This is a genomic window from Bacillus sp. JJ1521 (genome assembly GCF_036965165.1).
Classification (GTDB): Bacteria; Bacillota; Bacilli; order Bacillales; family Bacillaceae_L; genus Ferdinandcohnia.
Genome location: NZ_JBALOX010000058.1, coordinates 1 through 26146 on the forward strand (window position 1 = coordinate 1; position 26146 = coordinate 26146).

Consider the following 26146-nt stretch of genomic DNA (forward strand, 5'->3'; position numbering starts at 1 on the left):
CAATACTCCACAATCGCTTCTGAATAAATAATTTTTTCATTATAGGATTTCATAAGTATTTCTTATACGGTATCCAAGACAAGAATCACAAAAAAAAAGAGCAAGCCCCCATTACGTTTATGAGGGAACTTGCTCTTTAGTCATCATTTTTATGTTTCTTTTTTTCTTCCTTTTTCTGTTTCTTCTCTTCTTCTTTCCGCTTTTTCTCTTCTTCCTTCTGCTTCTTTTTTTCATCTTTCCAATTATCGTTCTTTTCCTGCCCGTTGTTTTCCTTCCACTCATTTTCCTTCTTTTTAACAGGGGTCTGATAGGCTGGCAGATTGAAAGAACTCGGCGGAACATTACTTAATGATTGCTGTACCATTTCTTTAAAAATAGTTGCTGCGGTTGAACTTGAAGTCGTTAGGTAATGATTTGCATCTGTCTTGTCATATCCAAGCCAGACGGCACCAACAAGCTCTGGCGTGTATCCGACCATCCAAATATCCCTTGTTCCATTAACACCCTTTATGCCTAACTGAGTAGAACCGGTCTTACCTGCTACTTCTCGCCCTTCAATCTGTGCATGGCGACCAGTCCCGTTTTCAACAACACCCTTTAACATAAATGTCATTCTTTGTGCTACCTCAGGAGTTGTAATTTGCACAGGCTCTTCCTTCCACTCTGTAATTACATCTCCATTGGCATCGACAATTTTGGAAATGGCATGTGCTTTCGTCTTTTTCCCTTCATTCGGAAAGGTAGTAAAGGCTTCGGCCATATGAATCGGAGCAACCCCACTATCAAGTCCACCAAGGGCAAGAGGTAAGTTATAATCTTTTTCTGTAATCGGAAGTCCAAACTCTTTTACTGAATCGATACCAGTTTTTAGTCCAATTTTATTTAAAAGCCATACCGCTGGAACATTGTCTGAGTCTCTTACCGCATCGTAAATGGTAACACTGCCTTTAAATCTCCCAGAAAAATTTTGTGGTTGATAGCCGTTGAAACTCATTGGTTTATCCGGCAATACATCATATATGCTGTAGCCTTGCTCTAGTGCCGGCGTATAGACAGCAAGTGGTTTAATCGTTGAACCTGGCTGTCTTCTTAATTGAGTCGCATGATTGAAACCACGGAATACATGCTCACCTCGTCCTCCAACCAATGCGCTTATTCCACCAGTCTTTGGATCTACTAATATACCACCACTTTGAAGCAATTGGTCCTCGGTGCTAGCAGGAAATAAGCTGTCATCTTTATAGATGTTCTCAACGGATTCCTGCATGTGGGGATCAAGCTCTGTGTAAATTTCCAAACCGCCTGACATGACCTCATTTTGTGTGAGACCATATTTTTCAATCGCTTCTTCGATAATATAATCAACATAATATGGATACTTTCCTTGATACGGATCAAGCTGACGACCCTTAAATACCATCTCTTGGGCTTTTGCTTCCTTTACTTGGGTAGAACTAAGATATCCTTGTTCCTCCATTAAGCCTAGGACAAGATCTCTTCTGTTAAATGATTTTTCTTGATCGATTAATGGATTCATTCTTGAAGGGGATTTAATTAAACCTGCAAGAATTGCACTTTCACTTACCGTTAAGTCGTAAACCTCTTTACCAAAATACGTTCTTGATGCGTTTTTTATCCCCCAAGCCCCTTCACCAAAGTAAATTTGATTTAAATACATCTCCATGATTTTCTCTTTAGAAAAAGTACGTTCAATTTTTTGTGAAAGGAAGAATTCCTCTATTTTTCGTTTCAATGTTTGATCATGAGTTAGAAATACATTCTTTGTTAATTGCTGGGTAATCGTACTTCCTCCCTCAACAATGTCACCTGCTTTTAAATTTCGGAAGAGCGCACGAAAGATCCCGATGTAATCCACACCAGGATGTTTGTAAAATCTCCGGTCCTCAGTGGCGATTACAGCATTGATAACATGGGGCGGAATTTTCTCATAGCTAATTCCTTCGATCATGGGTCCAGGTACCTTACTGGCAATTTCTCCATTTTTGTCATAAATAATGGTTGGTTCCGGTAATGGATTATTTAAAGCACTAACATCCCGAGAATTGATATACATGTTGAGTCCAATAGCCACGAATAAAATAAAAAGCAGTCCCACCAACAGGATGATTTTTAGTCTTCCAACGCCGGACAAAGTCTTCTTGAAGTTTTTTCCCATTCGAGTGTCCTCCAGATGTGCAAATAAAAATAATATCGCAAAAATAGCGCTACATATATTAATACGAACAAGAAAAAGTTTTATGTCCATCTAATAATTTTATTCAATAAATTGTCAATATAGGGGATGAAAGGCATATGTCGAATTAGCTTTTAAGGAATTCTTTAATTTGATTTGTGAGCTCGGTTCTGTCATAGCCTCGATATAAGTTAGTTGCTAGGCGTATTGGGTCACCGAAGAAAAAGCGTTCATAAAGGGTCTGTCTTGATCCGAATGCACTTATACAAAGATCCCAAGCTAGTCTAAATAGTTTTACCCGGTCATATGAATTAGCATTTGCAGCCTGTAAATATTGGTCAAGATCCACGCTTTTCTCAGAAGCGAAGTCTTTTTCTGTTGGAATTGAAACGAGACCACTCGCACCTAAAAGTTGCAAAATCTCAGTAAAACGTGGGTATAGGCGAGGGAATAAATTAATGGCACTGTATAGAGGGTATAATGCAGGGGCCATTGTCCCCCATTTATCCATTTTCGCTTGAGTCTCCGATGTTAACAATAATGCTTTCATAGACTCTAGCCCAACAATAATTTCACTGATTTTTTCTTGTACATGCTGATATTCGCCAATGTTAATCGTATCCACCAATGCTTGGGCAACTCCTAGCAGGCTTTCTGTTTTTACAACCTGCCTTGAAATAACCTGATGCAGAACCAGTGGATAAAAACTTGTTTCCGCATACATTTTATTTGCACAATCAATGCTTTCACTCATAAAGATCCGTTCACGAGGAACATGAACATTATTAAAAACGATGATTGTATCCATTTCTTCAAACCTAGAACTAAGTGGATGATCAAAGGTTGAGTCTCGATATGCAAATGATTCCCTGCAAAGAAATGTTAATCCCTCCGTATTACTTGGAATCGAAAAAGCAAAAGCATAGTCTTTATTAAATAAATTTCCGCCCGTTGGGAATACGATTAATTCATCTGTAATACCACCCTGCGTCGCTAGCAGTCTTGCACCATGAATAATAATTCCGTCTTTTTTTCTATCAATAATCTTGGCCGTTATAATATTATCGTCGTCCTCCATATGGAAAAGGGAACGGTTTGTTTGCGGATTTATAAAGGTGTGAGTAAATGAATAATCCTTTTCACAGGCTTCCTCATAAAACCTGAGGAGATTTTTAACAAATTCAGGATTATTTGAAGAAAATATATCAGCAGCCGCACTAATTGCCATTAAGGACGTATTCATATAATCGGGGGAACGTCCCATCATTCCTAGTGTACTTTTTGCCCACGTTTGAACCATTAGTCGTCTTTTTTCTAAATCTTCTTTGGTCTTTGGTTCTAAATAAGAGGTACCAATTTGATTCCCTGTTTTAGAAGAGGTAAAGGTCATGATGTTTTGGATGGATGAATCACATTGAAGGTCATAGAGCTTTGCCTGACTATCCATGATTCCACGGAATGCAGGATGATCAGAAATATTCCCCGTCACCTTCTCCCCATCAATCCATATATCAGAATGAAGTTTATTAATTCTATCAATATACTCTTTACCAGATATTATCCCCATTTCCCAACACCTCCATAGCTTCTAACCTAAATTATGCTCCGCCCAAACAACATGTGAGAACATTTTAAAAAGGAAAGTTTCGAGCGGAGCCTTAGAACCATGGAAAGCCCTTGGGTTAGCGAACTGTTTCTAAGATGTCAGTATACATTCTTGAATGGTAGTACATGCCAAATTGTAAACCACGCTCAATGATTTGCTTTTGATCTCCTTCATAGCTGAAAGCAACAACTTCATAAATTTCATTCGCATGCTGAACATCAAGTACTTCATGGTCAGTAAAATGAACAAGTGATTTGTTTTCGCTACCGTAGTTACTTTTCGCATATTGACCAACCAATGGTGACACGCGAGCGACAATTTCTTCGATTATACCTAGTGCCGCAAGTCCCTCTAAATAGTGGTAATGAAGGCATAAGTCGGTTAATCCGCGATTATAGGCAAGAACTGGGATGATCGGTTCACTTCCATTAATTTCATCCTCCGTAACACCTATCCCTTTTAAAAATTTCTTGTACGTCTGACTATGGACATATTTTTCATTCATTTTTCCATGCTCTTCAAACAGATTTTCCACAATTGGCATTCTCATACGGTAATCTGACATATTTGTTAAAATCGCTGATAAAAACCGTGGAAAATGGAGAACAACGTGATAAATTTGAATGGCAATTTCCTTTCGTTGTTCAACAGAGAATTCACCTTTGCTTATAGCCATAAACAATGGGTGCTCTTCAATTTTCTTTTCTTGAAACATTCGATCTGTCACTTTTTTTAACTCTACAAATTTCTCCATGATAATATCCCCCTAAACAAGTGTTAATTCATGAAATTCCATTGAAAGGTTTGCAGGAATATCTCCATATGCGAACGTCGTTGATGAAAGTTTTATATAAAATGGATTGCTTCGAAAATACCTTGCTTCCTCAGTCGAGACTCCCAAAAACAAATAGCTGTATTTTTGCTTATACTTGTTTTGAATATAAGAGATAAATTCCTTTTGATAGTTTTGCCGATTTTCCGTTGCGGCGAAAAACGCCATATACCCATGCCGAAATTCCTCACCTTGATTTGGAAGTGGTGGACAATCGGCTACCTTACAAAATAAATTCACTATTTTAAATGAAAAAGGAAGTTTGCTAGAAAGCCTAAGCTTCCGTGCATCGGATTGGTCAACAAGCTTACAAATAGCTAAGTCATCCTTATTCTTATCCCTCAAACTTAAGAACACACCATTTCCTCTTAAAAACATTCGTTTTTCGCAAGGTGCAAATGGTTGATTCCTCGTCATTTTTTGATAAATCCCCCATGCCTCTTCTCCGTCAATTTCGCATATTTGATGACGGCTTTTCCGATATTTCATAAACATCGGTAAGCCAATATGAACGGTTCTGCCAATTTCAACTCCACCGGGAAGGAGTTCATTTCCTTTTGTCATTGACGATTTGTTTGTATTGCTATCAAGAACGGTGGAAAACATCCATTTCACGTTTCCTTCATTTCGAAAAAGTGACAATATGTTTTCCGCCAAGCGATAAAAAGCAAACGTTCGGTGATAGTCAGGATGAATTCTTAAATCATTCAAGTAATAGGCTTTTTCACAGGTAGTGTTAAGTACCCGCTTTTGCTCACTCACTGCGACACAGCCGATTAACCTTTTTTCCTTAAACAAACCGAAATGCCTTGTCATCCCAAATTCCTCTGACAAAGAAAAAAAGTTGGGGGAACGGTCTACGTAGAAGAGATCACTCCCCGTATTTGTTGATTTTGCTAACTGGAGTAATTGTAGATTATGGGTTTCATTTAGCTCCCAAAATTCATAGGTCATACACACTGCCCCACTATTACTTTTTGATACAACATCGACCGTTCCAACCCTTCACAATACTTCGAAAGCTCTTCATCACGATAAAATTGCTTTATAAAAACGTTTGGCATTTGGCTGATGCTGAGCATATTTCGAAACAGCACCACAGCCATATCGGATTTTGCCTGTAAAATACCTTTGCAAATTGCCTCTTTTCCATCTAAATCTGCCCAGTCGAATACATTGGACAAATAAAAGGCATCAATTGAATCTTCCTTCCTTAAAAGTTCTTGAATACTTACTGGATGAATTGAAAGTTTACCAATATTCCTTTTTGCTGCTTCATATCCTTCCGTAGATAAATAAAACGGAACTCCTTCGTCTTGTTCATACAGATATGAAGAAAATAAAATCTGAGATAAAAAGTAATTATTGTGAATCGGCTTCGTTTTCACTTCCTTCTCAAACTGACTTAAAAAGAAGGATGCGAAATCATTTTCATTTGCATTGGCAAACATATAACTCGGAAAAAATTGGAGATGGGTTGTTTTACTTAACAAGATTTTCGCAGCTGTTTTCCATTCAGATGTAGTCAAGTATTTTTCATAAAACTCCTGCTGCTCCTCTAAACTTTTTGAAGAAAATAACTCTCCCCAAACGGATTCATCATATATATTCCGGCAAATATTTTCTCCTATAAATCTATAAAATCGTTCATTTACTCCACATTGATTAATCCCAAATTCAATCTCATGAAGATGTTGCTGCCAATATTCACTTGCATATTCGGGTAAGTCTTTTGCTACTTTTTCATACATTTGAACACGGTTTTTAGTTGGAACTTCGCCAATAAGAGTGAGAAATTCCTTCAATGAAAAATGTCGGATGGCAGCTTTTTTTAGCTCAATCAATGCACATTGTGCAGGATTTACATCGACACATAGTACTTGACCAATTGAGTCATTTAAAATGGAAAAAGCGGTGCATCCTCCAGAGCCAATGACAAGAGCTTTCTTCGGTTTCCTAATTTTTGAAATCCCTCTTTCTACTAAACTATCCTCTCTAATTTGCGAAAAAAAGATATTAGACATTGCTTACACTCCCTTCTTCAAATGAAGCTAGTACTTCTCTTTTCCCTTCCTTCCAATTGGTCATCCGGTTTCTTCCGCATTCCAGCTGAGCCATAAAATCATCGCGTGCAATTAATTCGGTTGGCACGTGAGAATACAATACGACATTCATTCCTAGTGTAAAATCAATTTTTCTCGAATCAAGCCACTTCTCTATTGCATAATGTATAGGCCGATATTGATAAAGTGATTCCTTTGATTTTGTGGTCATTCTTTCAACATCAAGATCATGAATATGGGATAGCTTCTCACCAAAAATTTGAACCTTCCTCTTAATTTCTTCCGGGACCCGAATCCCGGAAAATTTCGGATAAGCATAATCCTCAAACAATGCTTTAAAAAGCAGCAACACCTCAGGATTCTCGATTTCAGCAAGTAGGTGGATCGGACGACCTTGATTCTCTTCCATTACCACTTGAAGATAGGTTAAAAAAAGGTCAAGAAAACAACCCATTCTTGAAAACAAAGGACCAAAGTATACAAACCTCTCATCCCCTTGTTCAAAAGATTGAACAAGTTGAAAGGCAAAAAGCATCTGATTACGTCTTAAGCAAATTACTTGATCGTAAATCACAAATCTCGAAAGAAGGTACTCTTCTCCGATTATACTCACCCTTTTTGAGAGCGATATCATTTCTTCTTTCTGATTATTTAGTAATTGCTTTGGATCGATTCTTTCAATAGTGAATCCTTGTGCCACACATCTTCACCAACCAATTCCTTCGGTGTAAAATTACACCATTTTCTATATAGTGTAATTTTACACCATTTTTGATAAGTTTCAAAGTATATTTCCTTTATTTTCAATAGATAATAAAAGGACCCTTTTTATTGATGCGCCCTTTTAAAAATACAGTTGTACTTCTCAGAAATACAAAACGTAAATTTTTGTTACAGTTTTGTAAAGTTTGTTAATTTTTCATTGTAAATTCGACAAATTTAGATAAAAATAGTCTTTGTGTTTATAATTTCGTTATTGGAGGACAATAATATGTTCGCAAAAAAGAAAAAAGATGTATTTTTTGAGGCACTTACATCAATCTCGGCAAATGTTAAGGAAGCCGCAGACTATTTTGTACAGTATAAAATTAAAAATGTAAGTGATCTTAAAGAGTTTTCGATTGAAATGAAAAATTTCGAGAAAAAAGGCGATGATGTCATTCATGGCTTAATTACTGAACTTAATAAATCTTTTATCACTCCGATTGAGCGTGAAGATATTCTTCAACTAGCGATGAAAATGGATGATGTATTAGATGGAATGGAACAATGTGCAGCACGTTTCGAAATGTATTCTTTGACACAAACTGACGAATATATGACCACATACGCTGATCTTATTCAAAAAAGCACGGTTGAGATCTACCATGCCATTGAACTTCTTTCAAATAAGAAGCTTTTAGATATGCGTAAACATGCAATCAAAATTAATGATTATGAATCTGAATGTGATGAATTACTAAGGGTTTCAATTAAACAACTGTTCCAAACGGAGAAAGATCCAATTAAAATTATTCAGTTAAAGGAGATTTATGAGATTCTTGAAGGCATTTCGGACTACTGTGAAGATGTTGCGGATACGCTTGAAACCATTATTATGAGAAATGCATAAGGGAGAATCTTTTAAATGGACACTTTACTAATATTAACAGTTTTAATTGTTTTCTTTGCATTAGCATTTGATTTTATTAATGGATTCCATGATACAGCTAATGCAATTGCAACAAGTGTTTCGACGAAGGCACTAAAGCCAAGACATGCCATTATCCTTGCAGCTTCGATGAACTTTATCGGTGCCATTACCTTTACAGGTGTCGCAAAGACGATTACGAAGGATATTGTTGATCCATTTGCCATTCAAAATGGATCAGTAGTCATCCTGGCAGCACTCCTTTCAGCAATTGCATGGAACTTAATTACTTGGTATTACGGAATTCCGAGTAGTTCATCACATGCATTAATCGGCTCGATTGCAGGTGCAGCCATTTCTGCAGCAGGGTTTGGAATCTTGAATTATAGCGGGTTTTTAAAGATTTTGGAGGCACTTATTCTTTCACCATTTATTGCACTAGTAGTTGGTTTTCTAATGATGAGCCTTTTTAAGGTCCTTTTCCGGAATTCCGGGCTTTATAAAACAAATAAGGGTTTTCGTACCTTTCAAATTTTCACAGCTGCCCTTCAATCCTTTACTCATGGAACAAATGACGCCCAAAAAGCGATGGGTATTATCACGATGGCATTGATTGCTGGGGAATTTACAACCTCAACCGACATTCCATTATGGGTAAGAATAGCTGCAGCAACAGCAATGGGTCTCGGTACATCAGTAGGTGGCTGGAAAATTATTAAAACAGTCGGCGGTAAAATAATGAAAATCCGTCCAGTCAATGGAGCGGCAGCAGACCTATCTTCAGCTCTTATCATTTTCGGTGCAACTTTTATCCACTTACCAGTAAGTACAACCCATGTTATTTCATCGGCAATTATGGGTGTTGGTTCGGCTCAACGAGTTAAAGGAGTTAAATGGGGAGTTGCTCGAAAAATTGTTCTTACATGGGTTATTACACTGCCAATTTCAGCGGTATTAGCAGGAGTTATTTATCAAATCCTTAACCTATTTTTTTAAAAGGTGGCTTTTGCCACCTTTTTCTATTTGTTATAATAATCTTGTAAGCAAATTATTAGGAGGCATTCCTATGGTGCAATCTTTAAAAAAGAACAGGTCGATTTATCTTTTTGCTATTATTGCTCTACTGATCCTAAGCTCAAACTACATCTTGATGATCATTCAACCCTTCGGACCTATTACAGAACCTCTAATTTTAGCATCCTTATTTGATTTAACCATTGTTTTACCCCTTTTTTTCTATTTATTTGTAGTGCGTAACAGACTTTCCATCATTACTCTTCTTCCAGTCATCATTGGCGGATTTTGGTTTGCCTATTTCATTGTTCCAGGTCATGAGTTAGCGATATTTGATTATTTTAAGTACGGGATATTTGCACTTGAAGGTCTCTTTATTGTAATTGAGCTGTTTCTTTTTGCCATGTTATTACGGAAAATCCCTACACTCTCTGCCAATTATAAAAAGCAGAAAGAAATCGATTTTTATTACCCTACTGCAACTCGTACAGCATTAAAAACGACGTTTGGACAGAAAAAACTATTCGATATACTTGTATATGATTTTTCGATCTTCTATTATGGATTCTTTGCTTGGAAGAAAAAATGGATAGACAGACCCCATACTCGTTCATTTACAATCCACACAAATTCAGGTTATTTCGGTCTGTTTATTATGCTTGTCCATGCAATGGTTATAGAGGTCATTGGTGTTCACTTTTTAATTGCGCATTTCTGGAGTCCCACTGCTGCATGGATTTTTACAGCTTTGGATTTATATGCGTTGCTGTGGATAATTGCAGATTTCCATGCTATACGTCTTTCTCCGATTGTCATAAAAGATGGAACTCTTTTTGCCCAGGTGGGTATTAGACGAGAAATTATGGTTAATTTAAATACAATTAAATCTATTCAACCGACCACTACTGGTAAAAAAGAACGAGCTCGTGAAAAACAAAGCTTTGCAATCGCATTACCAAACTTATTTGAAGATGATCCGCAATTCGAGATAGAATTAACGGAACCATCTTTAGCCCATCTCCCATTTGGATCAAAAAAAGAAATGACAAAACTTTATGTAACGGTTGATGACAAAGATGCCTTTTTACAGGAAATTAATACCTATCTTGAAGAAAGAAACACGATCCATGAATAACAACCTTTTATACCAAACTCCGGCTAAGTTAGCCGGTTTTTTTTGATTAAAGGCATTTTTAGAGGCTAGTCTATTCTACAGACTTCTTAATATATATATAGAAAGGCTTGCTGTAAGGATGTGAGTATGATGAAGTCGTTCATTCATCGACGGAAGACTCTGTATCGTGCATTAATCTTTATTGTGGTGTATCTAAATACATTATTAACATTTGCCATTCTGTATATTTTGATAGACCTTCTTAATCTTGGTTCGGTGCATGACCATTACGCATCTGCTTCTCATCAGGAGCAATCACTCGATATCGTGACACGCTCCTTGTATTTTAGTGCGATTACGCTTTTATCGGTTGGGTACGGGGATGTGACTCCATTTGGAATTTCAAGGGCTATAGCAATCGCTGAAGCATTGATCGGATATTTATTGCCTGTGGTTATTGTGATTCAATTTCTTCCTCCATTCCGAAATACAGAAGGAGATAATTTTCCTTATGAGTAAAAATAGATGAAAACAGCGTTAGAATAAACTCACGCTGTTTTATTAAAATGAAGGATTAATTGTGACTTGCTTTTGGAATTGCTTACGGACTTTCACACAAGAGCTGTCCGAATCAGACTTGCATTCGGACTTGCTTTCTGATTTTCACGCAGGTGGTGCGAATCACCATCAACCCGCGGTTTATTGTTAGAAAGGTTGTTCGTCTTGGGCCATTTCGACGAGGTGGCCGGCTTTTTCTACTTTTGTCCTTAAATATTTTCGATTATAGTCGGACACATCTCCCCAGATTGGCATCCGCTCAGAAACATTCATTCCTGACTCCTTCAAGGCGTTCATTTTTTTCGGGTTGTTTGTTATTAAAGAAACTGGTTTGTCCCGTAATGTTTTCAATACGCGAATTGCGTCATCATAATTTCTGGCATCATCCTTAAACCCAAGTTGGATATTTGCTTCAACTGTATCTAAGCCATTTTCCTGGAGAATATAGGCCATCGCCTTACTGAATAATCCAATTCCACGTCCCTCATGGTTAGCTAAGTAAAACAACGCCCCAACCCCGTGATCTACAATGATTCTCATCGATTGTTTTAATTGATATCCACAATCGCAGCGTTTACTTCCAAAAATATCACCTGTATGACAAATACTGTGCATCCGAATTAGGGCCTCATCCGCATTTTCGAAATCCCCATATACTAAAACACTTGATTGCTGCATTTCAGCCAGGTTTGTAGAAGAAAGCTTTTCAATGATTCGATTTGCGTCTAGTGTCACTTCATCACAAAGTAGCCAACAATACCAATTAAAAAGGACAGTTTCCCCATCTAAATTTACGGGAAGCTTAATTGGCCCAACTAAATAGATGGCTTTGTCTCCCCTTTCGATAAACTGAATTTTTTCTTCTAAAATGGATAGAATCTCTTTTGATATCACGCAGTAACCCCCAGTTGAAATGATTACAACTAGTTTTTGATTTATGTAAGCGAATTATCCCATTCCTCAAATTGTTTATATTTTTCTCACTTGCTTTTTGTAGTAAATAAATGATATAGTTACCTAGGTAACTAATTTGTGAAGAAATACGCATTGAGGTGATTTTATGCAAACAGGGCACAGCCTCTTTCACGCAGTGCACCAGTTGTCACGTCAACTTACGAAACATGTTAATGAAACTTTGGAACCTTTCGGACTATTTAGCGCACAATGGTCCGTTTTATTTGTTTTAAAAACAAAAGGGACCTTAACTCAATCTGAGCTTTGTGACTATTTAACTGTTGAAGCACCGCCTATGACAAGAAACATTCAAAAGCTAGTTAAGCTGGGATACATTAGACAGATTCAAGGAACTGACAAGCGTACGAAACAAATTGAATTGACAGAAAAATCGTTAGCTGAGTATCCAAATTGGGAACAAGCCATGTTTGAAATGAACCAAAGGCTAGTAGAAAATTTTCCAAAAGAATTGCAAGACCAGCTCAATGAGCTTTTAAACCAATGGTTCCATCAGATTTAATTTTGTTCAGGAACTATTCATCTGTCTGAGAAAAATAACAACAGGGGGAGACATAATGGGGAAACAAAAGCTATGGACGAAAGATTTTCTTAATCTTTCCTTAAGTAATTTCTTTGTTTTTTTAACGTTTTATTATTTATTAGTTACATTGCCGGTTTACACATTAAATGATTTAGGTGGAAATGAATTAGAAGCAGGACTCATGATTACAGTATTTTTATTCTCCGCGATCATCATCCGCCCATTTGCGGGACAATGGTTAAATACCATCGGAAGAAAGAAAGTCCTTTCTTTATCCTTACTTATTTTCATGATTTCATCGCTTTTTTATTTTTTCACTCCTTCCATTTATTCCGTTTTACTCTTGCGTTTGTTTCACGGAATTGGATTCGGTATGGCAACAACAGCCGCTGGAGGAATCGTGGCAGACATTATCCCAGATTCACGTAAAGGTGAAGGGATGGGATACTTTATCATGTCAAACAACCTTGCCATGGTAATAGGTCCATTTTTGGGTTTAACACTAATGAATCAAGCTGGAATGAATAGCGTGTTTATCTTTGGTGCGATATGTGCTATCCTCGCATTAGTGACAGGTTATTTTGTAAAAATACCTGCAATTATACAAGAAAAACCAACACAACATAAAGCTGTGAAAACAAAATTGTCTTTTGGTAATCTCTTTGAGGTTCCTGCCATTAAAATCTCAATTGTCGGTGGTTTATTAGGGATTGTTTACTCGTCACTCCTTTCCTTCGTTTCTGTTTACGCACAGGAAATTGGATTATTAGAGGTTTCGAGCTTCTTTTTCATGGTATATGCAGTCGTACTACTCGTATCTAGACCTTTCACGGGAAGATGGTTTGATCAGTATGGAGCAAATAAAATTGTATATCCGTCGATTGTGGTTTTTGCAATTGGTATGCTGATCCTTGGAATTTCCTCAACATCTATCATGTTTTTAATAGCTGCTGCCTTGATCGGTTTAGGCTGGGGAACTTTATTTCCAAGTTTCCAAACAATTGCAGTTCAAGCTGCTGCGCCAAGACGGAGAGGTACAGCAACAGCAACATTCTTATCAATCTATGACACTGGAATCGGTTTAGGATCATCGATTGTCGGCCTTCTTAGCGCAAAAATAGGCCTTGGTACGTTTTATTTCTTTAGCGCCTTTTATGTGCTAATTGGAATTGCGCTTTATTATTTTCTCCATGACCGAATCTCGAAATCGGTTATTCAAACAAAGCAAACTTATAATCAGACTTCAGAAACTATGTAGGGTAAAAAGGTCTTCCTTTTTATCCCTTTTTTTTAAGCAAATAATTAGATTGGCATGTTATTAATGAGTATAATTATCACTGTATACTATTTTACATAAGGAGTGATTGAACAATGTTTGATGTTCTGATTGTTGGTGCTGGTCCTGCTGGTGCAAGTGCGGCTTTATTTACTGCAAAAGCTGGAAAGAAAACATTACTTTTAGATAGTGATAAAGGGATGACTAAACGCGCATGGGTTGAAAACCATTATGGCGTTATGGAAATTGAAGGTCCGGAGTTAGTGGAAACTGGACAAAAGCAAGCAGCAAAGTTCGGTGCTGAGGTTATCCAACAAGCGGTTACTTCCGTCGAAAAAACTGAAAGCGGTTTTAAGGTTGTAACTGAAAATGGTGAGCACGAAGGGAAATACGTGATTTTTGCAACAGGAGCTTTAACTGATGTAGCTGTTGCGGCTGGCGTTGCGACTAAAGAAGGCACTGAGCCTCGTATTAAAACAGTTCTTGATGTGGATGCATCCGGAAAAACAAATGTTGATGGCATTTGGGCAGCTGGTACATGTGCAGGTGTTAGTGTTCACACAATTATTACTGCAGGTGACGGCGCTAAGGTTGCAATTAATGTAATCAGCGAAATGAATGGCGAACGTTATGTTGACCATGACGTTTTGAAAAAATAAAAGGATTAAAAAAGCCAAGTGTACGCACCTGGCTTTTTTACATAATGATTAGGATTCCTATAAAGGCAGAAATGGTACATATAATGGTCGATGCTGCTATATATAGGAATGCTTGCTTTGATTGTTTTGATAGAAATAATTGAATGGCTTCATAACCAAAAGTCGAAAACGTCGTGAATGCCCCACAAAAGCCTACTCCTAGCAACAACCAACTCCATTCTGGAATGGCCAGGCTTAGCTTCAGTCCTGTTAATATTCCTAATAACAAGGATCCAGCAATGTTGATGAACAAGGTTGGGTATGGGAATGTAGTTCCGGTCTTCTTGCCAATCCATATTCCAGCAAGGTATCTGCATGCCGCCCCCACGGCCCCTCCGATTCCAACTAATATCATCAAGATTCCTCTCCTATTTTTCGTAAATTAGCCAAACGATAACCAATAAAAGAAAGAAAGATTCCTATAAAAAGGCTTAAAAAAATATATAAAAAAACCTCGCCAAATTTTCCTTCTTCCAATAATTGAACTACTTCAACTGAAAAAGTAGAAAATGTCGTGAACGATCCAATAAACCCTGTGCCGAACAAAAGGGAAATTTTCGGATTCACATTTTTTTGATTAGCAATAAAGGATAATAACCATCCTAAACATAAACAACCCACTAAATTCACGGTTAAGGTTCCAATCGGAAAACCATTTTGGGCAGGTACAAATTCGCCAAGTAAATAACGGCAGTTAGCCCCCAAAAACCCACCAATCATCACAATAAGTACATTCACCCAATCACAGCCTTTATTATGGTTAGAATATTATAGCATTTTTATTGTGATCCTAGATATTTTTGAAACTATTTTTTCTTACATACCTAATACTCAATAAGGAACAAAAGAAAGAGGAATGTAAAATGGAATCCAAACAAGTACTTGAAAATGAATTAGCAAAGATAGAATCTTGGGAAAAAAGCCAAGGTGGATTGTGGTTTTGGGAACGAATTGGACGAATCCCTTTTAAAATTCTTGATAAACTAACTCCAAAGTTTATCCATGAAAAAATAGGTCAGCTCCTCGATGAAATTGGAAGTTACATACAAACTGGAGGAAAATATTTAGTCCAGGAAAAACAAATTTTTAAACTTGTTGAAAAAAAAGCCAGTTCACCCATTGAAGGTATTTCTGATATTAAGCAAATTCCCCTTCATTCAATGATTGAAGCCAGTCACGAGCATGCGGAAAAATGGGCAAAGGTGGCTACTCTTCAGGGAGCAACTACAGGAGTCGGTGGCATATTTACACTTGCGGTCGATATCCCCGCTTTGCTTGGAATGTCATTAAAAACACTTCAAGAAATAGCGATTATTCATGGATTTGATCCTAAAGATAAAGATGAACGTATCTTCATCATTAAATGCTTGCAGTTTTCATCCGCAGATATCGTTGGAAAGAAAGCAATTTTAAAGGATCTTTCCACCTTTTATCATGGTCGAAACTCTTCTAACGAAATGATGTCGCAGCTCCAAGGTTGGCGAGAGGTTGTGTATACATACCGTGATCAATTTGGCTGGAAGAAGCTTCTTCAAATGATTCCAATTGCAGGGATTATTTTTGGAGCCATCTCAAATCGCTCCATGATTAAGGATTTAACAGAGACTGGAAATATGTTATACCGTAAAAGAAGAATTTTGGAAAGATTGCAAGAAGAATCAACAGCATCCTTGTCGCCCCATTCATAGGGGCTTTTTTAATTACATGTAGACGCATAAATCCCTTGCACAGACGCATTTCCTCGCATTTGCAAATATCCTCGTCTCCCTGTTGTTCACGTTTTTTTCAAATACCGAATAGGATGCTAAGAGACTACTATAAGGAGTTATCAGCTTATGAAATGGAAAAATTACGGATTATGGGTCTCTCTTGCATCGATATTGTACATGGTGTTTAAAGACTTAGGCATGCAAATTGATTTAACAGCATGGGAAACATATGTGACGGCTATCATCGGTTTTCTTGCCGCACTAGGGATTATTTCCAACCCTGATAAAGGAAAAGGATTTTTTGATAAGATTCCAAGTACACCCGCTGAAGCCATAACACAAGTTGCTGAGCAATTACAAAATCAAAATCAGTCCCCTTTAGAACAACAAGGATTGCCAGTACAATATCCAATCAGCCCAGATAATTATCTGCAATATCAAGAATACCCTCAGCACCAAACGAGTGACAATCAACCTCAACATTATCAAAATGTACAACAAGACTACTCGAGCGTAGCAAATTTTGAACAAAATGAGTATCAAGACTATCGTCTTCAACCAAATAATGTTCTGCAAAACGATGCAATTCCAAACGTTTCCGCCAATTCACAGGAAATCGATCCAACTCGGGTTGAACCAGAAGTGAATGCACAGACTGAACATTATAAAGAGGGATCATCGGTTCAAGAACAAACACCAGACAATAATTCCTTTGACAGACCAAGTATCCATGGGATGCCAGCACCTCCAAATGAGCATATGTAACGATCAAAATGAAGCACCTTTATTCCCGGGTGCTTTTTTCTTTAATTTTCAATGAATAATTAACCAGGAACTATGACAAAATATGGATATAGAAACTGAAGTGTGGTGGATAAAACGAATGTGAAGGCTGTAGAACGTATATTTTGGAGTATTGCATTACCGGGGTTCGGGCAATTATTAAATAAACAATATGTGAAGGGACTCACCTTTATTTTCTTAGAGTTCGTAGTCAATACCTGTGCAAATTTTAATGAGGCGATCATGCTTAGCTTCTTGGGTGAAACCCACCAAGCACTTACATCAATTGATTACGGGTGGCTCATGTTTTACCCCTGTCTTTACTTTTTCGCTATGTGGGATGCTTTTAAAGAAGCTGGCGGAGGGAAAGCACCCTATTCTTTTTTACCATTTGCCTTCTGTGCTTATTGTGTGACAGTCGGTTTAATGGTCGCACCGAAAGCCATCTTTTTTGGAATCACATTTGGACCCGTTTTTTTCCCAATGATTTGTGTCATTCCAGGGATTTTGCTTGGACTACTCATAAGAAAGATTCTCCTAACCTTTGGTAACGAAGACGCTGTAGCGTAAAATACATATACAAAAAGGTTGCTCATTGTAAAAAGCAACCTTTATCAATTATTTCACCTTTTGATATAATTTTTGTTTCTTGCTTATTTCTTTACAAAATTACCTTACCAATCATGCTAAGGTGTTTCCATGCTTCACATACATTTTAAGCTCTTTTAATAATTGTGATTCTGAATAACTTGTTTCCCCAAAACTCATTCCATAAACAAACCCATTTTTATATGTCTTTTTCCAGACTAAATTTCCTATGATAACATTACCTCTTCTATAATTTTCATTTCTACCAATATTCGTGTACTTGGGATTGGCAGATTAAGTTTAGTAAATACCTTCGCCCCTTTAATAAATAATGCAATTAGCCATACTAAACCATATATTGCATTCACAAAAGGCACCTCAATTACTGAAAATATAAAAAAATTAGAAGACCTTTTGTATTATGTCCTAATCAAAATTTAAATAGATCCAAAATACGGGGAATAAATAACAACTAAAAAGATACCTAACAAAACTAGTAGGGTAGATCTTTAAGACAAGAGAGGCAAACGTAATGGATATGTTTGCCTTTTTCAAATAATATAGAAATGGATTAGATTTGGAGAATATTCAACGCTTAGGTTAAGATTGGCTTTCTTATTAATGCTTTTAATTTAGACACCATCTTTTCAATAAAGAAGGAGCATTTAATAACCAAACCCATTAACACTGTCAATAAACTAAGCAGAGTTCTCAATAGCAATCCCTCCACATTGAATTTTAGTGTTACATTGAACACCAGGATTATTTTTAACCATCGGCATTGTTTTATTCATTACCGTTTATTAATTGATTTCTGTCCTCTGTTTGCGGTGGTTCTTCATACCATCCGTTTTTAAACATAATTTCAAGCCCTTCTTGCCCGTAAAAATAAACATCCTTTGCTAGTAAGGCTGTTTTTAATGATATATCATTTCTTAATGTAAAAAAGGTTCCAAAGCTTGCCCCAACAATGCTAAATCCATTTAGAAAGTCAATGCAATACATCATAAGTTTGTCAGAAAATGGGGCAACTGTTGATGTCGTTACTGTACTTCCTGAAGTTGCTGAAAACTGAATATCATTTTCGATAAGTAAATCTTGAAATGTTTTTATATGTTTCTTCGCAAGATCTATTCCTTTTTCAAAGTATTTTCTTGCCTCTTTATTCTTTGCACATTGGGCAAAACCTGTAATGAGTTGCATCCCGATATTATTCGATTCTATTCCATGATGTATGTAGCCAACCTCAATCGCATTTAATGGCCTCTTTTCACTAAATGGTTTAAATCCACTCATATAACTTTTGCTTTTAATAAACTCTGTTGTTTTAGGCATTGTAATATTTGGCGGAAGGGTGAGGATCCCTTTTCTAAGTAAATAAATAGTAGCTAATTTATAAACCTTATGAGTAACAACAGTCAGACCTTCATAAATTGTCATCACGTCTTTTCGATACGCCATATTCATATTAATTGTGTACATTCCCATACTAATTTCCTTTAAAACACGAAGAAACATAATGTCAAATCCATTGTCAAAAAGAGTAGGGGCAGCTAAATTAACATCTTCCTTTGTAAATCCTATAGGAATCCCAGCTCCTTCATTCTCAAAAACTTCTTTTATTAAATTCACATAATAGTCAAGTTCCTGCCATAACATTCCCATTATATTCTTTGCTTCTTGGTCATCCGCTTTTTCTATGAAGTATTCAAGAATTCGTAAAATCATTGTTTTTTCCTGGTATGTAATCCAAAGTGTGCCGAGCTCTGATACGCTTAATGGGTTCTTAAAATTCATTTTTCTGCCTCCTTATACATATAAAATCTGCTAGGTGCGAGAAATTATACAAAAAGGTTTAAGCTTGGTAAGAAAAAAATGACCTTAATATTTTTAACACAAAAAACACGCTGCATATGAACAGCGTGTCTTCAAATCTTATTGATTCACTACTTGATCAAGCGCACCTGGCGTCTTGTGTACAGCGAGTTTCTCGACTAATTTATGACTTTCTGTATTTAAGCCTTTAATGTTTACTTTAATGCCATTTTGATGATATTTAAGAACCACCTTATCAATTGCCCCAACTGCTGAATCGTCCCAGAGATGGGCATTTGATAGATCTAATTCAATTTCTTTTACATCTTCTTTAAAATCAAAGCTATTTACAAAATCTGTAACAGATGCAAAGAATAGCTGTCCTGATACATGGTACACTTTTTTTTGCGAATTCTTTGCCGAAAGGCTTGTGACTTTTACTTTTGAAATCTTAGATGCAAAGAAAATAGCACTCAAGATTACTCCAGCTAAAACACCTTTGGAAAGATCATGAGTTTGTAAAACGGTGATAACTGTTACAATCATCACAATTGTATCTGTAATTGGTACCTTATGGAGCGTGCGCAATGCAGACCAGTCAAATGTTCCGATACAAACCATAAACATAACCCCTACAAGAGCTGCCATTGGAATTTTAACAAGGAAATCTTGTAATAAAAGAATTAATACCATTAAAAACACACCAGCAACTAAAGTAGAAAGTCTTTTACGGCCACCTGATTTAACGTTGATAACGGATTGACCAATCATCGCACAACCAGCCATCGCTCCAAAGAAACCAGAAACAATATTCGCAATACCTTGTCCGCGTGCTTCTTTATTTTTATCACTTTCAGTATCCGTCATATCGTCAACAATCGAAGCTGTTAATAAGGATTCAACTAATCCAACAATCGCGATGGATAGTGAATATGGAAAAATAATCTTTAATGTTTCAAAATTCAATGGAATGTCAGGCAGTAAAAAGATTGGTAAAGTTGACGGAAGTTCACCCATGTCCCCAATCGTACGTACGCCACTGTTTGTGATAATGGCAATAGTCGTCATCACAATAATCGCAACCAATGGCGATGGAACAGCCTTTGTAAAACGTGGGAAGATATAAATAATCGCAAGTGCCCCCGCAACCATTGCATACATTTGCCAAGATTCACCTACAAAATGCGGCAATTGCGCAACAAAAATAAGGATCGCAAGTGAATTCACGAAGCCCGTCATAACTGAACGTGGAACAAACTTCATAAGTCTTCCTAACTTTAAAACACCCATGATAATTTGGATAATCCCTGTTAAAATCGTTGCTGCCAATAGATATTGCAGACCGTGATCAGCTACCAATGTTACCATTAACAGCGCGGTTGCACCTGTTGCAGCTGAAATCATACCTGGTCTTCCACCTACAAACGCAATTGTCACCGCAATACAAAATGAAGCGTATAACCCAATCTTCGGGTCCACCCCAGCAATAAGTGAAAAGGCAATTGCTTCCGGAATGAGCGCAAGTGCTACAACGATCCCCGCTAGGATATCTCCTCGGATATTGCCAATCCATTCGTTTTTATATGTTGATAAATTCAATTTAGCACCTCTTTTTATTTGATTTTTATTGTGATTGACTTTCAACTCTTATGAAAGTCGGGTCCGTCGTGAACAAATCATAGTATATCGGATTGTTGCTATTTTGTGAAACCGTTATGTAAACGTGCACAAGATATTTTATCTTTTCTATTCTCCTCTTTTCTATTGTTTTCACTATGGCATTATAATAAAATCAATTCAGTTCTGGTACATTTTAGGGACTGCGTAACGCAAAATAAAAAGCAGTCAGTACTTTTATATGAAAAGTCTGACTGCCTTTTATTTATATTATATCGTAAGCTCCAAAATCTTTTCGTATGCAGTTTGAGTAAGGTGAGGGTCTGGATCTTGATGTTGCTTTTTTGGAACATCAAAATTGGTGAGTAAAAAATGATGTTTTGCTTCAAGATCATGTCTTGCTAAAATATGTTTACAGCATGATAAAGGGCAACCGTCAATTGCAATAATATCACGCCCAGACTTCGCCGTTTTAATAAGTGGCTTGACATCCCCACCAACACCAGCGATACAAGACATTTCAGCCACGTTTTCTCGGTCCATTTTTATCGCAATCGCATTTGCAGTTTGTGCAGCCGATGAACACCCTGAGCATGAGTACACGATAGGTAAAATCTTTCTTTCCACTTTCGTTCCCCTCCCGAATTTATTTAAAATCTATTTTATTTCATCTCTCATATAAATTCTGTGAAGAACGTCACCTTTTTTCGGAATTTTCCACAAAAAGAAGAAGCCACCAAAAGGGCAGCTTCCTCATTATTAAATATATTTCCTATGCACGGTCTTCCCATCAAACGTAAACACAACTGTTTTATTCTCAAGTACGGTTTCCATATGAACTGGTCTGCCCCAAAGCTGATAAATGAAAGGCAGTACTTTTTCAAGATATTTTAAATCCAACTCAATGTCTTCATACCAGTGTTTCAGGAAGAGTTCTCCACTTTTTAAATAGTCGCCATCATTGACGGTGATATATGGGAAGCCTCCATTAACCCTCATGTTTACGAGTTGATCACGTACCTGCTCCCACTGTTTATCAATGATTTTATAATCTCGACCTTGCTTTTGGAATAGATACATATCTTCACGTAAAACTAAATCCTTTGTTAAATAATTTCGAATGAACGAAATATCTGATTCAACTTCACGGACTTCAAAGATTTTATCTCGACCTGAGCCAGGCTTTACTCCGCGTTCTATCATTTCTTTTGAAGGTTTATCGTAGCGTTCTTCAATATCCTCAAATATTTTTAAACCTAAATAATATGGATTAATGCTTGTTTTTGATGGCTGAACAACACCTGCATTGAGTTTCGCAAACTCGATTGCTTCGTCTGAAGTAAGATCCATTTCCCGAATAATACGCTGATGCCAATACGAAGCCCAACCTTCGTTCATGATTTTCGTTTCAAGCTGTGGCCAAAAATACAGCATTTCCTCACGCATCATTGTTAATATATCGCGTTGCCAATCCTCAAGCTCACGGCTATATTGTTCAATAAATAACAGAATGTCTTTTTCAGGATGTGGCGGAAATTTCTTTTTCTTACGATTTAATGGCGTAGGATTTATGGCCTTTTTATCTAAATTCCATAAATCATCGTATGGCGATGGTTTACGCTTTATTTCTTCCTCTTCTTCATCCTCAAGACTCCAGGCAAGCTTTGGTCTCATTAAAGAAGGGTCAATATGCTCTTGGATAGCCAATACAGCATCTAAAAACGTCTCCACCTCAAGTTTTCCGTATAAATGCTCATAATGTTTTACACGCTCAGCAGTTGCAGCCATACTTTCAACCATATCTCGTTTTGTATTGCTAAAACGAAAATTATTCTTGAAAAAGTCACAGTGGGCAAGTACGTGGGCAACGATTAACTTGTTTTGAATAAGGGCATTGGAATCAAGCAAAAATGCATAACAAGGGTCAGAATTAATAACGAGCTCGTATATCTTACTTAATCCTAAATCATACTGCAGTTTCATTCGATAAAATTGCTTTCCAAAGCTCCAATGGGAAAAACGAGTTGGCATCCCGTAGGCACCAAATGTATAAATAATATCTGCAGGACATATTTCGTATCTCATTGGATAAAAATCAAGCCCAAAGCCTTCTGCAATTTCTGTAATTTCATCAATTGCATACTGGAGTGTCTGACGATCAGAATCTCTCACAGTTGATCTCCCCCTTTTCGTCCTTATCACAATTTATGAGGAATTGCTCAAAATGATGAATGGGGGATTTGAATGTTACACGTTTTTAACCCTATAAAGGTTAAAGCCTCCACTGATGCCATTTTTCTCCAAACTAAAAAGACCACGAATTGTGGCCTTTTTCTCTGTTACTTAACTTCTTCAATACTCAAGGATAATAGTGACTCTGTCTGTGGGTTAAACAGAATCATCACTTTTGCTGTAAACGTACGATCTTTTGTTTGAATTGTTAATTCAAACGTATCCTTCGATTGCTTATCAGTGATTTCTTCACGACCCCTATACTGATAATCACTTATCCTACTGTCCGGGTAATTTAATTTAGCCACATCAACTGCAATCTTACCCCATTTTTCATAATCTGTTGGGAGCTCCTGTTCCTGCTGTGGCGGTTTTTGAGGTGGTTTCTGTTGGGCACTTACGATACCGCCACCTCCAAAAAGGAACAAACTACAGAAAAGTGGGATGAAAAATTTTTTTACCAATTTTTTTACCTCCTATGTAGCAAATCAATTGTATTTTGCGCTTTTACAGGAGATATTACTCATTTTATTTTTTCCACATAAACAGTGCCTCTCGATTATGTATTCAAAATTGTTTTGGCTTCTTGTCCAAGATTTACACCGAGAAAAATCTTGTTTTCTCCGCAAACTATTATCAACTCCTAAAAGGAGGGAAAAGCAGTGAATAATGTAGATTACGACAAAGCACTTTACTACACACATCGTTCTCAGTGGGACAACCTACTTATTCTAATGGTTCGAACAAAGGATGATTTTCTTTCGAAAAAAATTGAACACTTTTTACATGCATATAATTTTGAAAAAGACTATTCCATTATCGAACGACAGTTATATTCATTACTCCGCTATATAGACCATGCATCAACCGAAAGCATGGAAGAATTAGCTGCTCATATGTAAGTGGGGTGAAATTCCCCCCACTTATTTACATAAAAAACAAGACCCGAGGGCCTTGTTTTATTTTAACGATTTATGAACTTGTTCCATGACATCTGATGAAATGTCTTTTAATACTTTTTGGCTATCTTCAAATGAATTTCCTTTGACACCAAAATAGAATTTCACTTTTGGCTCAGTTCCCGATGGGCGCAAACAGAACCATGAACCATCTTCAAGGAAGTATTTTAACACATTAGATTTAGGAAGCGTAATTTGTTCATTTTCGCCGTTCTCAACGTGTATGCGAACACTTTCCTTATAATCCTCTAATAGAGTTACTTTACGACCAGCAACAACAGTTGGTGGTTCACTACGGAAGCTTGCAAGAAGATTATTGATTTGCTCAGCACCTTCTTTTCCTTTTAATGTTAAGGATTCTAGGCCTTCTCGATAATAACCATAGTTCTCAAAAATCTCCATTAAGCCTTCATACATCGTCATGCCTTTGTTTTTATAATAAGCACAAACTTCAACCGCTAATAAAGCAGCTTGGACTGCGTCCTTATCACGAGCAAAATCTCCGATTAGGTAGCCATAGCTTTCTTCATAGCCAAATTGGAATTTATATTCCCCAGTCATTTCATATTCCTTGATTTTTTCGCCGATAAATTTAAAACCTGTAAGTGTATCAATTGTATTAAGACCAAATGATTTGGAGATTTCGCGTCCAATTTCAGATGTAACGATTGTCTTTAGAACAACTCCATTCTCAGGAAGGATGCCTTTCTTTTTCTTTTCTGACAAAATGTAGTGCAGTAAAATAGCTCCTGTTTGATTACCGGTTAATACAACATATTCACCGTTATCGTCCTTCACAGCAACCCCTAAACGGTCCGCATCTGGGTCAGTTCCGATTAAAATATCAGCATCAATTTTTTTGCCTTCTTTAATCGCTAGTTCAAATGCTGCATGCTCTTCAGGGTTTGGTGATTTAACTGTTGAGAAATTTGGATCCGGAAGTTCTTGTTCTTTCACGACTGTCACGTTCTCATAACCATATGCTTTTAGACCATTACGAACTGGAATGTTAGCCGTTCCATGAAGTGGTGTAAACACAACTTTTACGCCAACCTGTGAAAGCTCAGGGTTAATCGAGATTGTCTTTAGCTTTTCTGTATAAGCATTATCGATTTCTTTACCAATGAGTTTAATGAGTCCAGAAGCCTTTAATTCTTCCTCAGTTCCTACTTTTAAGTCAAGCTCATTTTCAATTGCATTTACTTTTTCAATTACTGTATCAGCAGCATCAGGTGGTAATTGTCCACCATCGGAGCCATATACCTTATAGCCATTATATTCTGGCGGATTATGGCTCGCAGTCACGACGATTCCTGAAAATGCATTTAAATGACGAACCGCATATGAAAGTTCTGGTGTTGGACGAAGTTCTTCAAACACATAAGTTTGAATTCCTTTTGTAGCAAGGGTTTTCGCAGCCTCCATTGCAAATTCTGGTGATTTATGACGAGAATCAAATGCAATTGCAACCCCACGACGTTTCGCTTCTTCTCCGAAGGATTCGATAAAAGCAGCGAGCCCTGCAGAAGCCTTACGAACTGTATATAAATTCATTCGGTTTGTTCCCGGTCCGATTTCCCCACGCATTCCGCCAGTTCCAAACTCGAGATTTTTATAAAAGCACTCTTCTAGTTCTTTTTGATTGTCTTTCTTTTCAAGCAATGCATTCTTGATTTCTTGATCTAACCCTGGCGAATTAAGCCATTGGTTATACGTTTCCATCCAGCTCATGTACGATGAACCTCCCGTTTTCAGTTGTGAATTAATGTCATGTTTAATCTTCTATATATTCTATATAAAATCCTTTACATTTCCAATTATTTTATCATAGATTGTACGATTTCGAATCAAAATGCGGAAAAAGGCTTGGTTCCATACTAAAAACCATTTGCAGTATATCACCTACTTCTTTTTACTCTTCCGATATATCGCTAATCTCTTTTTAGGTATATCAACTACCCGT

General features: G+C 37.0%; 27 protein-coding genes. 11 read left to right on the plus strand and 16 right to left on the minus strand.

Annotated features, from left to right (window positions below; translation table 11 throughout):
* Positions 1-136: 136 nt before the first annotated feature.
* The 6 genes from V7147_RS09200 to V7147_RS09225 all read right to left on the minus strand — a co-directional run bounded on the left by V7147_RS09200 (position 137) and on the right by V7147_RS09225 (position 7395).
* On the minus strand, positions 137-2176 hold the full coding sequence (locus tag V7147_RS09200) for a transglycosylase domain-containing protein (protein WP_335367557.1): 2040 nt from the start codon (positions 2174-2176) through the stop codon (positions 137-139).
* A 145-nt stretch (positions 2177-2321) separates the two neighbouring features.
* Positions 2322-3761 (minus strand): 4-hydroxyphenylacetate 3-monooxygenase, oxygenase component, encoded by a 1440-nt coding sequence (gene hpaB / locus V7147_RS09205; protein WP_335367558.1) that lies wholly within the window; start codon positions 3759-3761, stop codon positions 2322-2324.
* Positions 3762-3876: 115 nt separating this feature from the next.
* A complete protein-coding gene (locus V7147_RS09210; RefSeq protein WP_335367559.1) occupies positions 3877-4554 on the minus strand; it encodes a TenA family transcriptional regulator in 678 nt (225 codons plus the stop codon).
* Between the two features lie 12 nt (positions 4555-4566).
* A complete protein-coding gene (locus tag V7147_RS09215; RefSeq protein ID WP_335367560.1) occupies positions 4567-5586 on the minus strand; it encodes a hypothetical protein in 1020 nt (339 codons plus the stop codon).
* Positions 5583-6656: a DUF3419 family protein gene (locus V7147_RS09220; protein WP_335367561.1), complete on the minus strand. Its 1074-nt coding sequence runs from the start codon at positions 6654-6656 to the stop codon at positions 5583-5585. Before V7147_RS09220 ends, V7147_RS09215 begins: the two co-directional genes overlap by 4 nt.
* The gene (locus V7147_RS09225; RefSeq protein ID WP_335367562.1) at positions 6649-7395 is read right to left on the minus strand and encodes a hypothetical protein; all 747 of its coding nucleotides are present in this window, start codon (positions 7393-7395) and stop codon (positions 6649-6651) included. Before V7147_RS09225 ends, V7147_RS09220 begins: the two co-directional genes overlap by 8 nt.
* A gap of 291 nt (positions 7396-7686) precedes the next feature.
* On the opposite strand from V7147_RS09225, the gene V7147_RS09230 reads away from it, so the two are divergent.
* From V7147_RS09230 to V7147_RS09245, 4 genes are all read left to right on the plus strand, one after another.
* A complete protein-coding gene (locus V7147_RS09230; protein ID WP_335367563.1) occupies positions 7687-8307 on the plus strand; it encodes a DUF47 domain-containing protein in 621 nt (206 codons plus the stop codon).
* A gap of 15 nt (positions 8308-8322) precedes the next feature.
* A complete protein-coding gene (locus V7147_RS09235) occupies positions 8323-9321 on the plus strand; it encodes an inorganic phosphate transporter (RefSeq protein WP_335367564.1) in 999 nt (332 codons plus the stop codon).
* Between the two features lie 70 nt (positions 9322-9391).
* Complete coding sequence (locus tag V7147_RS09240) at positions 9392-10474, plus strand: hypothetical protein (protein WP_335367565.1); 1083 nt, start codon at positions 9392-9394, stop codon at positions 10472-10474.
* Between the two features lie 129 nt (positions 10475-10603).
* Positions 10604-10972 carry a potassium channel family protein gene (locus V7147_RS09245; RefSeq protein WP_335367566.1) on the plus strand — a complete coding sequence of 123 codons (369 nt, stop codon included), beginning with the start codon at positions 10604-10606 and terminating at the stop codon, positions 10970-10972.
* Positions 10973-11158: 186 nt separating this feature from the next.
* Here V7147_RS09245 and V7147_RS09250 read toward each other — a convergent pair whose 3' ends face one another.
* Complete coding sequence (locus tag V7147_RS09250) at positions 11159-11905, minus strand: GTP cyclohydrolase II (protein ID WP_335367567.1); 747 nt, start codon at positions 11903-11905, stop codon at positions 11159-11161.
* A gap of 166 nt (positions 11906-12071) precedes the next feature.
* On the opposite strand from V7147_RS09250, the gene V7147_RS09255 reads away from it, so the two are divergent.
* The 3 genes from V7147_RS09255 (at position 12072) to V7147_RS09265 (ending at position 14441) form a co-directional block, all read left to right on the plus strand.
* The gene (locus V7147_RS09255) at positions 12072-12485 is read left to right on the plus strand and encodes a MarR family winged helix-turn-helix transcriptional regulator (RefSeq protein ID WP_335367568.1); all 414 of its coding nucleotides are present in this window, start codon (positions 12072-12074) and stop codon (positions 12483-12485) included.
* A gap of 55 nt (positions 12486-12540) precedes the next feature.
* Entirely contained in the window at positions 12541-13764 is a 1224-nt protein-coding gene (locus V7147_RS09260; protein ID WP_335367569.1) for an MFS transporter, read from the plus strand.
* Positions 13765-13877: 113 nt separating this feature from the next.
* Positions 13878-14441 carry an FAD-dependent oxidoreductase gene (locus V7147_RS09265; RefSeq protein WP_335367570.1) on the plus strand — a complete coding sequence of 188 codons (564 nt, stop codon included), beginning with the start codon at positions 13878-13880 and terminating at the stop codon, positions 14439-14441.
* Positions 14442-14478: 37 nt separating this feature from the next.
* On the opposite strand, the gene crcB (V7147_RS09270) is transcribed toward V7147_RS09265, so the two are convergent.
* The gene (gene crcB / locus V7147_RS09270) at positions 14479-14835 is read right to left on the minus strand and encodes a fluoride efflux transporter CrcB (RefSeq protein WP_335367611.1); all 357 of its coding nucleotides are present in this window, start codon (positions 14833-14835) and stop codon (positions 14479-14481) included.
* Entirely contained in the window at positions 14835-15218 is a 384-nt protein-coding gene (crcB, locus tag V7147_RS09275; protein WP_335367571.1) for a fluoride efflux transporter CrcB, read from the minus strand. Before crcB (V7147_RS09275) ends, crcB (V7147_RS09270) begins: the two co-directional genes overlap by 1 nt.
* A gap of 125 nt (positions 15219-15343) precedes the next feature.
* Here crcB (V7147_RS09275) and V7147_RS09280 point away from each other — a divergent pair, with 125 nt between their 5' ends.
* The 3 genes from V7147_RS09280 (at position 15344) to V7147_RS09290 (ending at position 17542) form a co-directional block, all read left to right on the plus strand.
* On the plus strand, positions 15344-16168 hold the full coding sequence (locus V7147_RS09280) for an EcsC family protein (protein WP_335367572.1): 825 nt from the start codon (positions 15344-15346) through the stop codon (positions 16166-16168).
* Positions 16169-16315: 147 nt separating this feature from the next.
* Complete coding sequence (locus V7147_RS09285) at positions 16316-16954, plus strand: hypothetical protein (protein WP_335367573.1); 639 nt, start codon at positions 16316-16318, stop codon at positions 16952-16954.
* 120 nt (positions 16955-17074) lie between these two features.
* On the plus strand, positions 17075-17542 hold the full coding sequence (locus V7147_RS09290; protein WP_335367574.1) for a hypothetical protein: 468 nt from the start codon (positions 17075-17077) through the stop codon (positions 17540-17542).
* A 245-nt stretch (positions 17543-17787) separates the two neighbouring features.
* Here the strand turns inward: V7147_RS09290 and V7147_RS09295 are convergent, their stop codons facing one another.
* From V7147_RS09295 to V7147_RS09320, 6 genes are all read right to left on the minus strand, one after another.
* Positions 17788-17928 carry a hypothetical protein gene (locus tag V7147_RS09295; RefSeq protein WP_335367575.1) on the minus strand — a complete coding sequence of 47 codons (141 nt, stop codon included), beginning with the start codon at positions 17926-17928 and terminating at the stop codon, positions 17788-17790.
* Between the two features lie 418 nt (positions 17929-18346).
* Positions 18347-19357 (minus strand): DUF3231 family protein, encoded by a 1011-nt coding sequence (locus V7147_RS09300; RefSeq protein ID WP_335367576.1) that lies wholly within the window; start codon positions 19355-19357, stop codon positions 18347-18349.
* A gap of 138 nt (positions 19358-19495) precedes the next feature.
* The gene (locus V7147_RS09305) at positions 19496-20974 is read right to left on the minus strand and encodes a SulP family inorganic anion transporter (protein ID WP_335367577.1); all 1479 of its coding nucleotides are present in this window, start codon (positions 20972-20974) and stop codon (positions 19496-19498) included.
* Positions 20975-21262: 288 nt separating this feature from the next.
* Positions 21263-21619 (minus strand): putative zinc-binding protein, encoded by a 357-nt coding sequence (locus V7147_RS09310; RefSeq protein ID WP_335367578.1) that lies wholly within the window; start codon positions 21617-21619, stop codon positions 21263-21265.
* A 132-nt stretch (positions 21620-21751) separates the two neighbouring features.
* Positions 21752-23164: a SpoVR family protein gene (locus V7147_RS09315; RefSeq protein WP_335367579.1), complete on the minus strand. Its 1413-nt coding sequence runs from the start codon at positions 23162-23164 to the stop codon at positions 21752-21754.
* Between the two features lie 167 nt (positions 23165-23331).
* Positions 23332-23688 (minus strand): DUF3889 domain-containing protein, encoded by a 357-nt coding sequence (locus V7147_RS09320; protein ID WP_335367580.1) that lies wholly within the window; start codon positions 23686-23688, stop codon positions 23332-23334.
* 198 nt (positions 23689-23886) lie between these two features.
* Here V7147_RS09320 and V7147_RS09325 point away from each other — a divergent pair, with 198 nt between their 5' ends.
* Positions 23887-24126, plus strand: coding sequence for a YhdB family protein (locus V7147_RS09325; protein ID WP_335367581.1), 240 nt, complete (start codon positions 23887-23889; stop codon positions 24124-24126).
* A 57-nt stretch (positions 24127-24183) separates the two neighbouring features.
* On the opposite strand, the gene V7147_RS09330 is transcribed toward V7147_RS09325, so the two are convergent.
* A complete protein-coding gene (locus tag V7147_RS09330) occupies positions 24184-25914 on the minus strand; it encodes a phospho-sugar mutase (protein WP_335367582.1) in 1731 nt (576 codons plus the stop codon).
* Between the last annotated feature and the right edge of the window lie 232 nt (positions 25915-26146).

What these genes read in the sequence shown, in the direction of transcription:
- V7147_RS09260 (WP_335367569.1), top strand. Translation starts at nt 12,541, where the DNA reads ATGGGGAAACAAAAGCTATGGACGAAAGATTTTCTTAATCTTTCCTTA.
- V7147_RS09230 (WP_335367563.1), top strand. Translation starts at nt 7,687, where the DNA reads ATGTTCGCAAAAAAGAAAAAAGATGTATTTTTTGAGGCACTTACATCA.
- V7147_RS09210 (WP_335367559.1), bottom strand. Translation starts at nt 4,554, where the DNA reads ATGGAGAAATTTGTAGAGTTAAAAAAAGTGACAGATCGAATGTTTCAA.
- V7147_RS09220 (WP_335367561.1), bottom strand. Translation starts at nt 6,656, where the DNA reads ATGTCTAATATCTTTTTTTCGCAAATTAGAGAGGATAGTTTAGTAGAA.
- V7147_RS09330 (WP_335367582.1), bottom strand. Translation starts at nt 25,914, where the DNA reads ATGAGCTGGATGGAAACGTATAACCAATGGCTTAATTCGCCAGGGTTA.
- V7147_RS09280 (WP_335367572.1), top strand. Translation starts at nt 15,344, where the DNA reads ATGGAATCCAAACAAGTACTTGAAAATGAATTAGCAAAGATAGAATCT.
- V7147_RS09245 (WP_335367566.1), top strand. Translation starts at nt 10,604, where the DNA reads ATGAAGTCGTTCATTCATCGACGGAAGACTCTGTATCGTGCATTAATC.
- crcB (WP_335367611.1), bottom strand. Translation starts at nt 14,835, where the DNA reads ATGATATTAGTTGGAATCGGAGGGGCCGTGGGGGCGGCATGCAGATAC.
- V7147_RS09265 (WP_335367570.1), top strand. Translation starts at nt 13,878, where the DNA reads ATGTTTGATGTTCTGATTGTTGGTGCTGGTCCTGCTGGTGCAAGTGCG.
- V7147_RS09235 (WP_335367564.1), top strand. Translation starts at nt 8,323, where the DNA reads ATGGACACTTTACTAATATTAACAGTTTTAATTGTTTTCTTTGCATTA.
- V7147_RS09215 (WP_335367560.1), bottom strand. Translation starts at nt 5,586, where the DNA reads ATGACCTATGAATTTTGGGAGCTAAATGAAACCCATAATCTACAATTA.
- V7147_RS09300 (WP_335367576.1), bottom strand. Translation starts at nt 19,357, where the DNA reads ATGAATTTTAAGAACCCATTAAGCGTATCAGAGCTCGGCACACTTTGG.
- V7147_RS09285 (WP_335367573.1), top strand. Translation starts at nt 16,316, where the DNA reads ATGAAATGGAAAAATTACGGATTATGGGTCTCTCTTGCATCGATATTG.
- V7147_RS09200 (WP_335367557.1), bottom strand. Translation starts at nt 2,176, where the DNA reads ATGGGAAAAAACTTCAAGAAGACTTTGTCCGGCGTTGGAAGACTAAAA.
- hpaB (WP_335367558.1), bottom strand. Translation starts at nt 3,761, where the DNA reads ATGGGGATAATATCTGGTAAAGAGTATATTGATAGAATTAATAAACTT.
- V7147_RS09255 (WP_335367568.1), top strand. Translation starts at nt 12,072, where the DNA reads ATGCAAACAGGGCACAGCCTCTTTCACGCAGTGCACCAGTTGTCACGT.
- V7147_RS09240 (WP_335367565.1), top strand. Translation starts at nt 9,392, where the DNA reads ATGGTGCAATCTTTAAAAAAGAACAGGTCGATTTATCTTTTTGCTATT.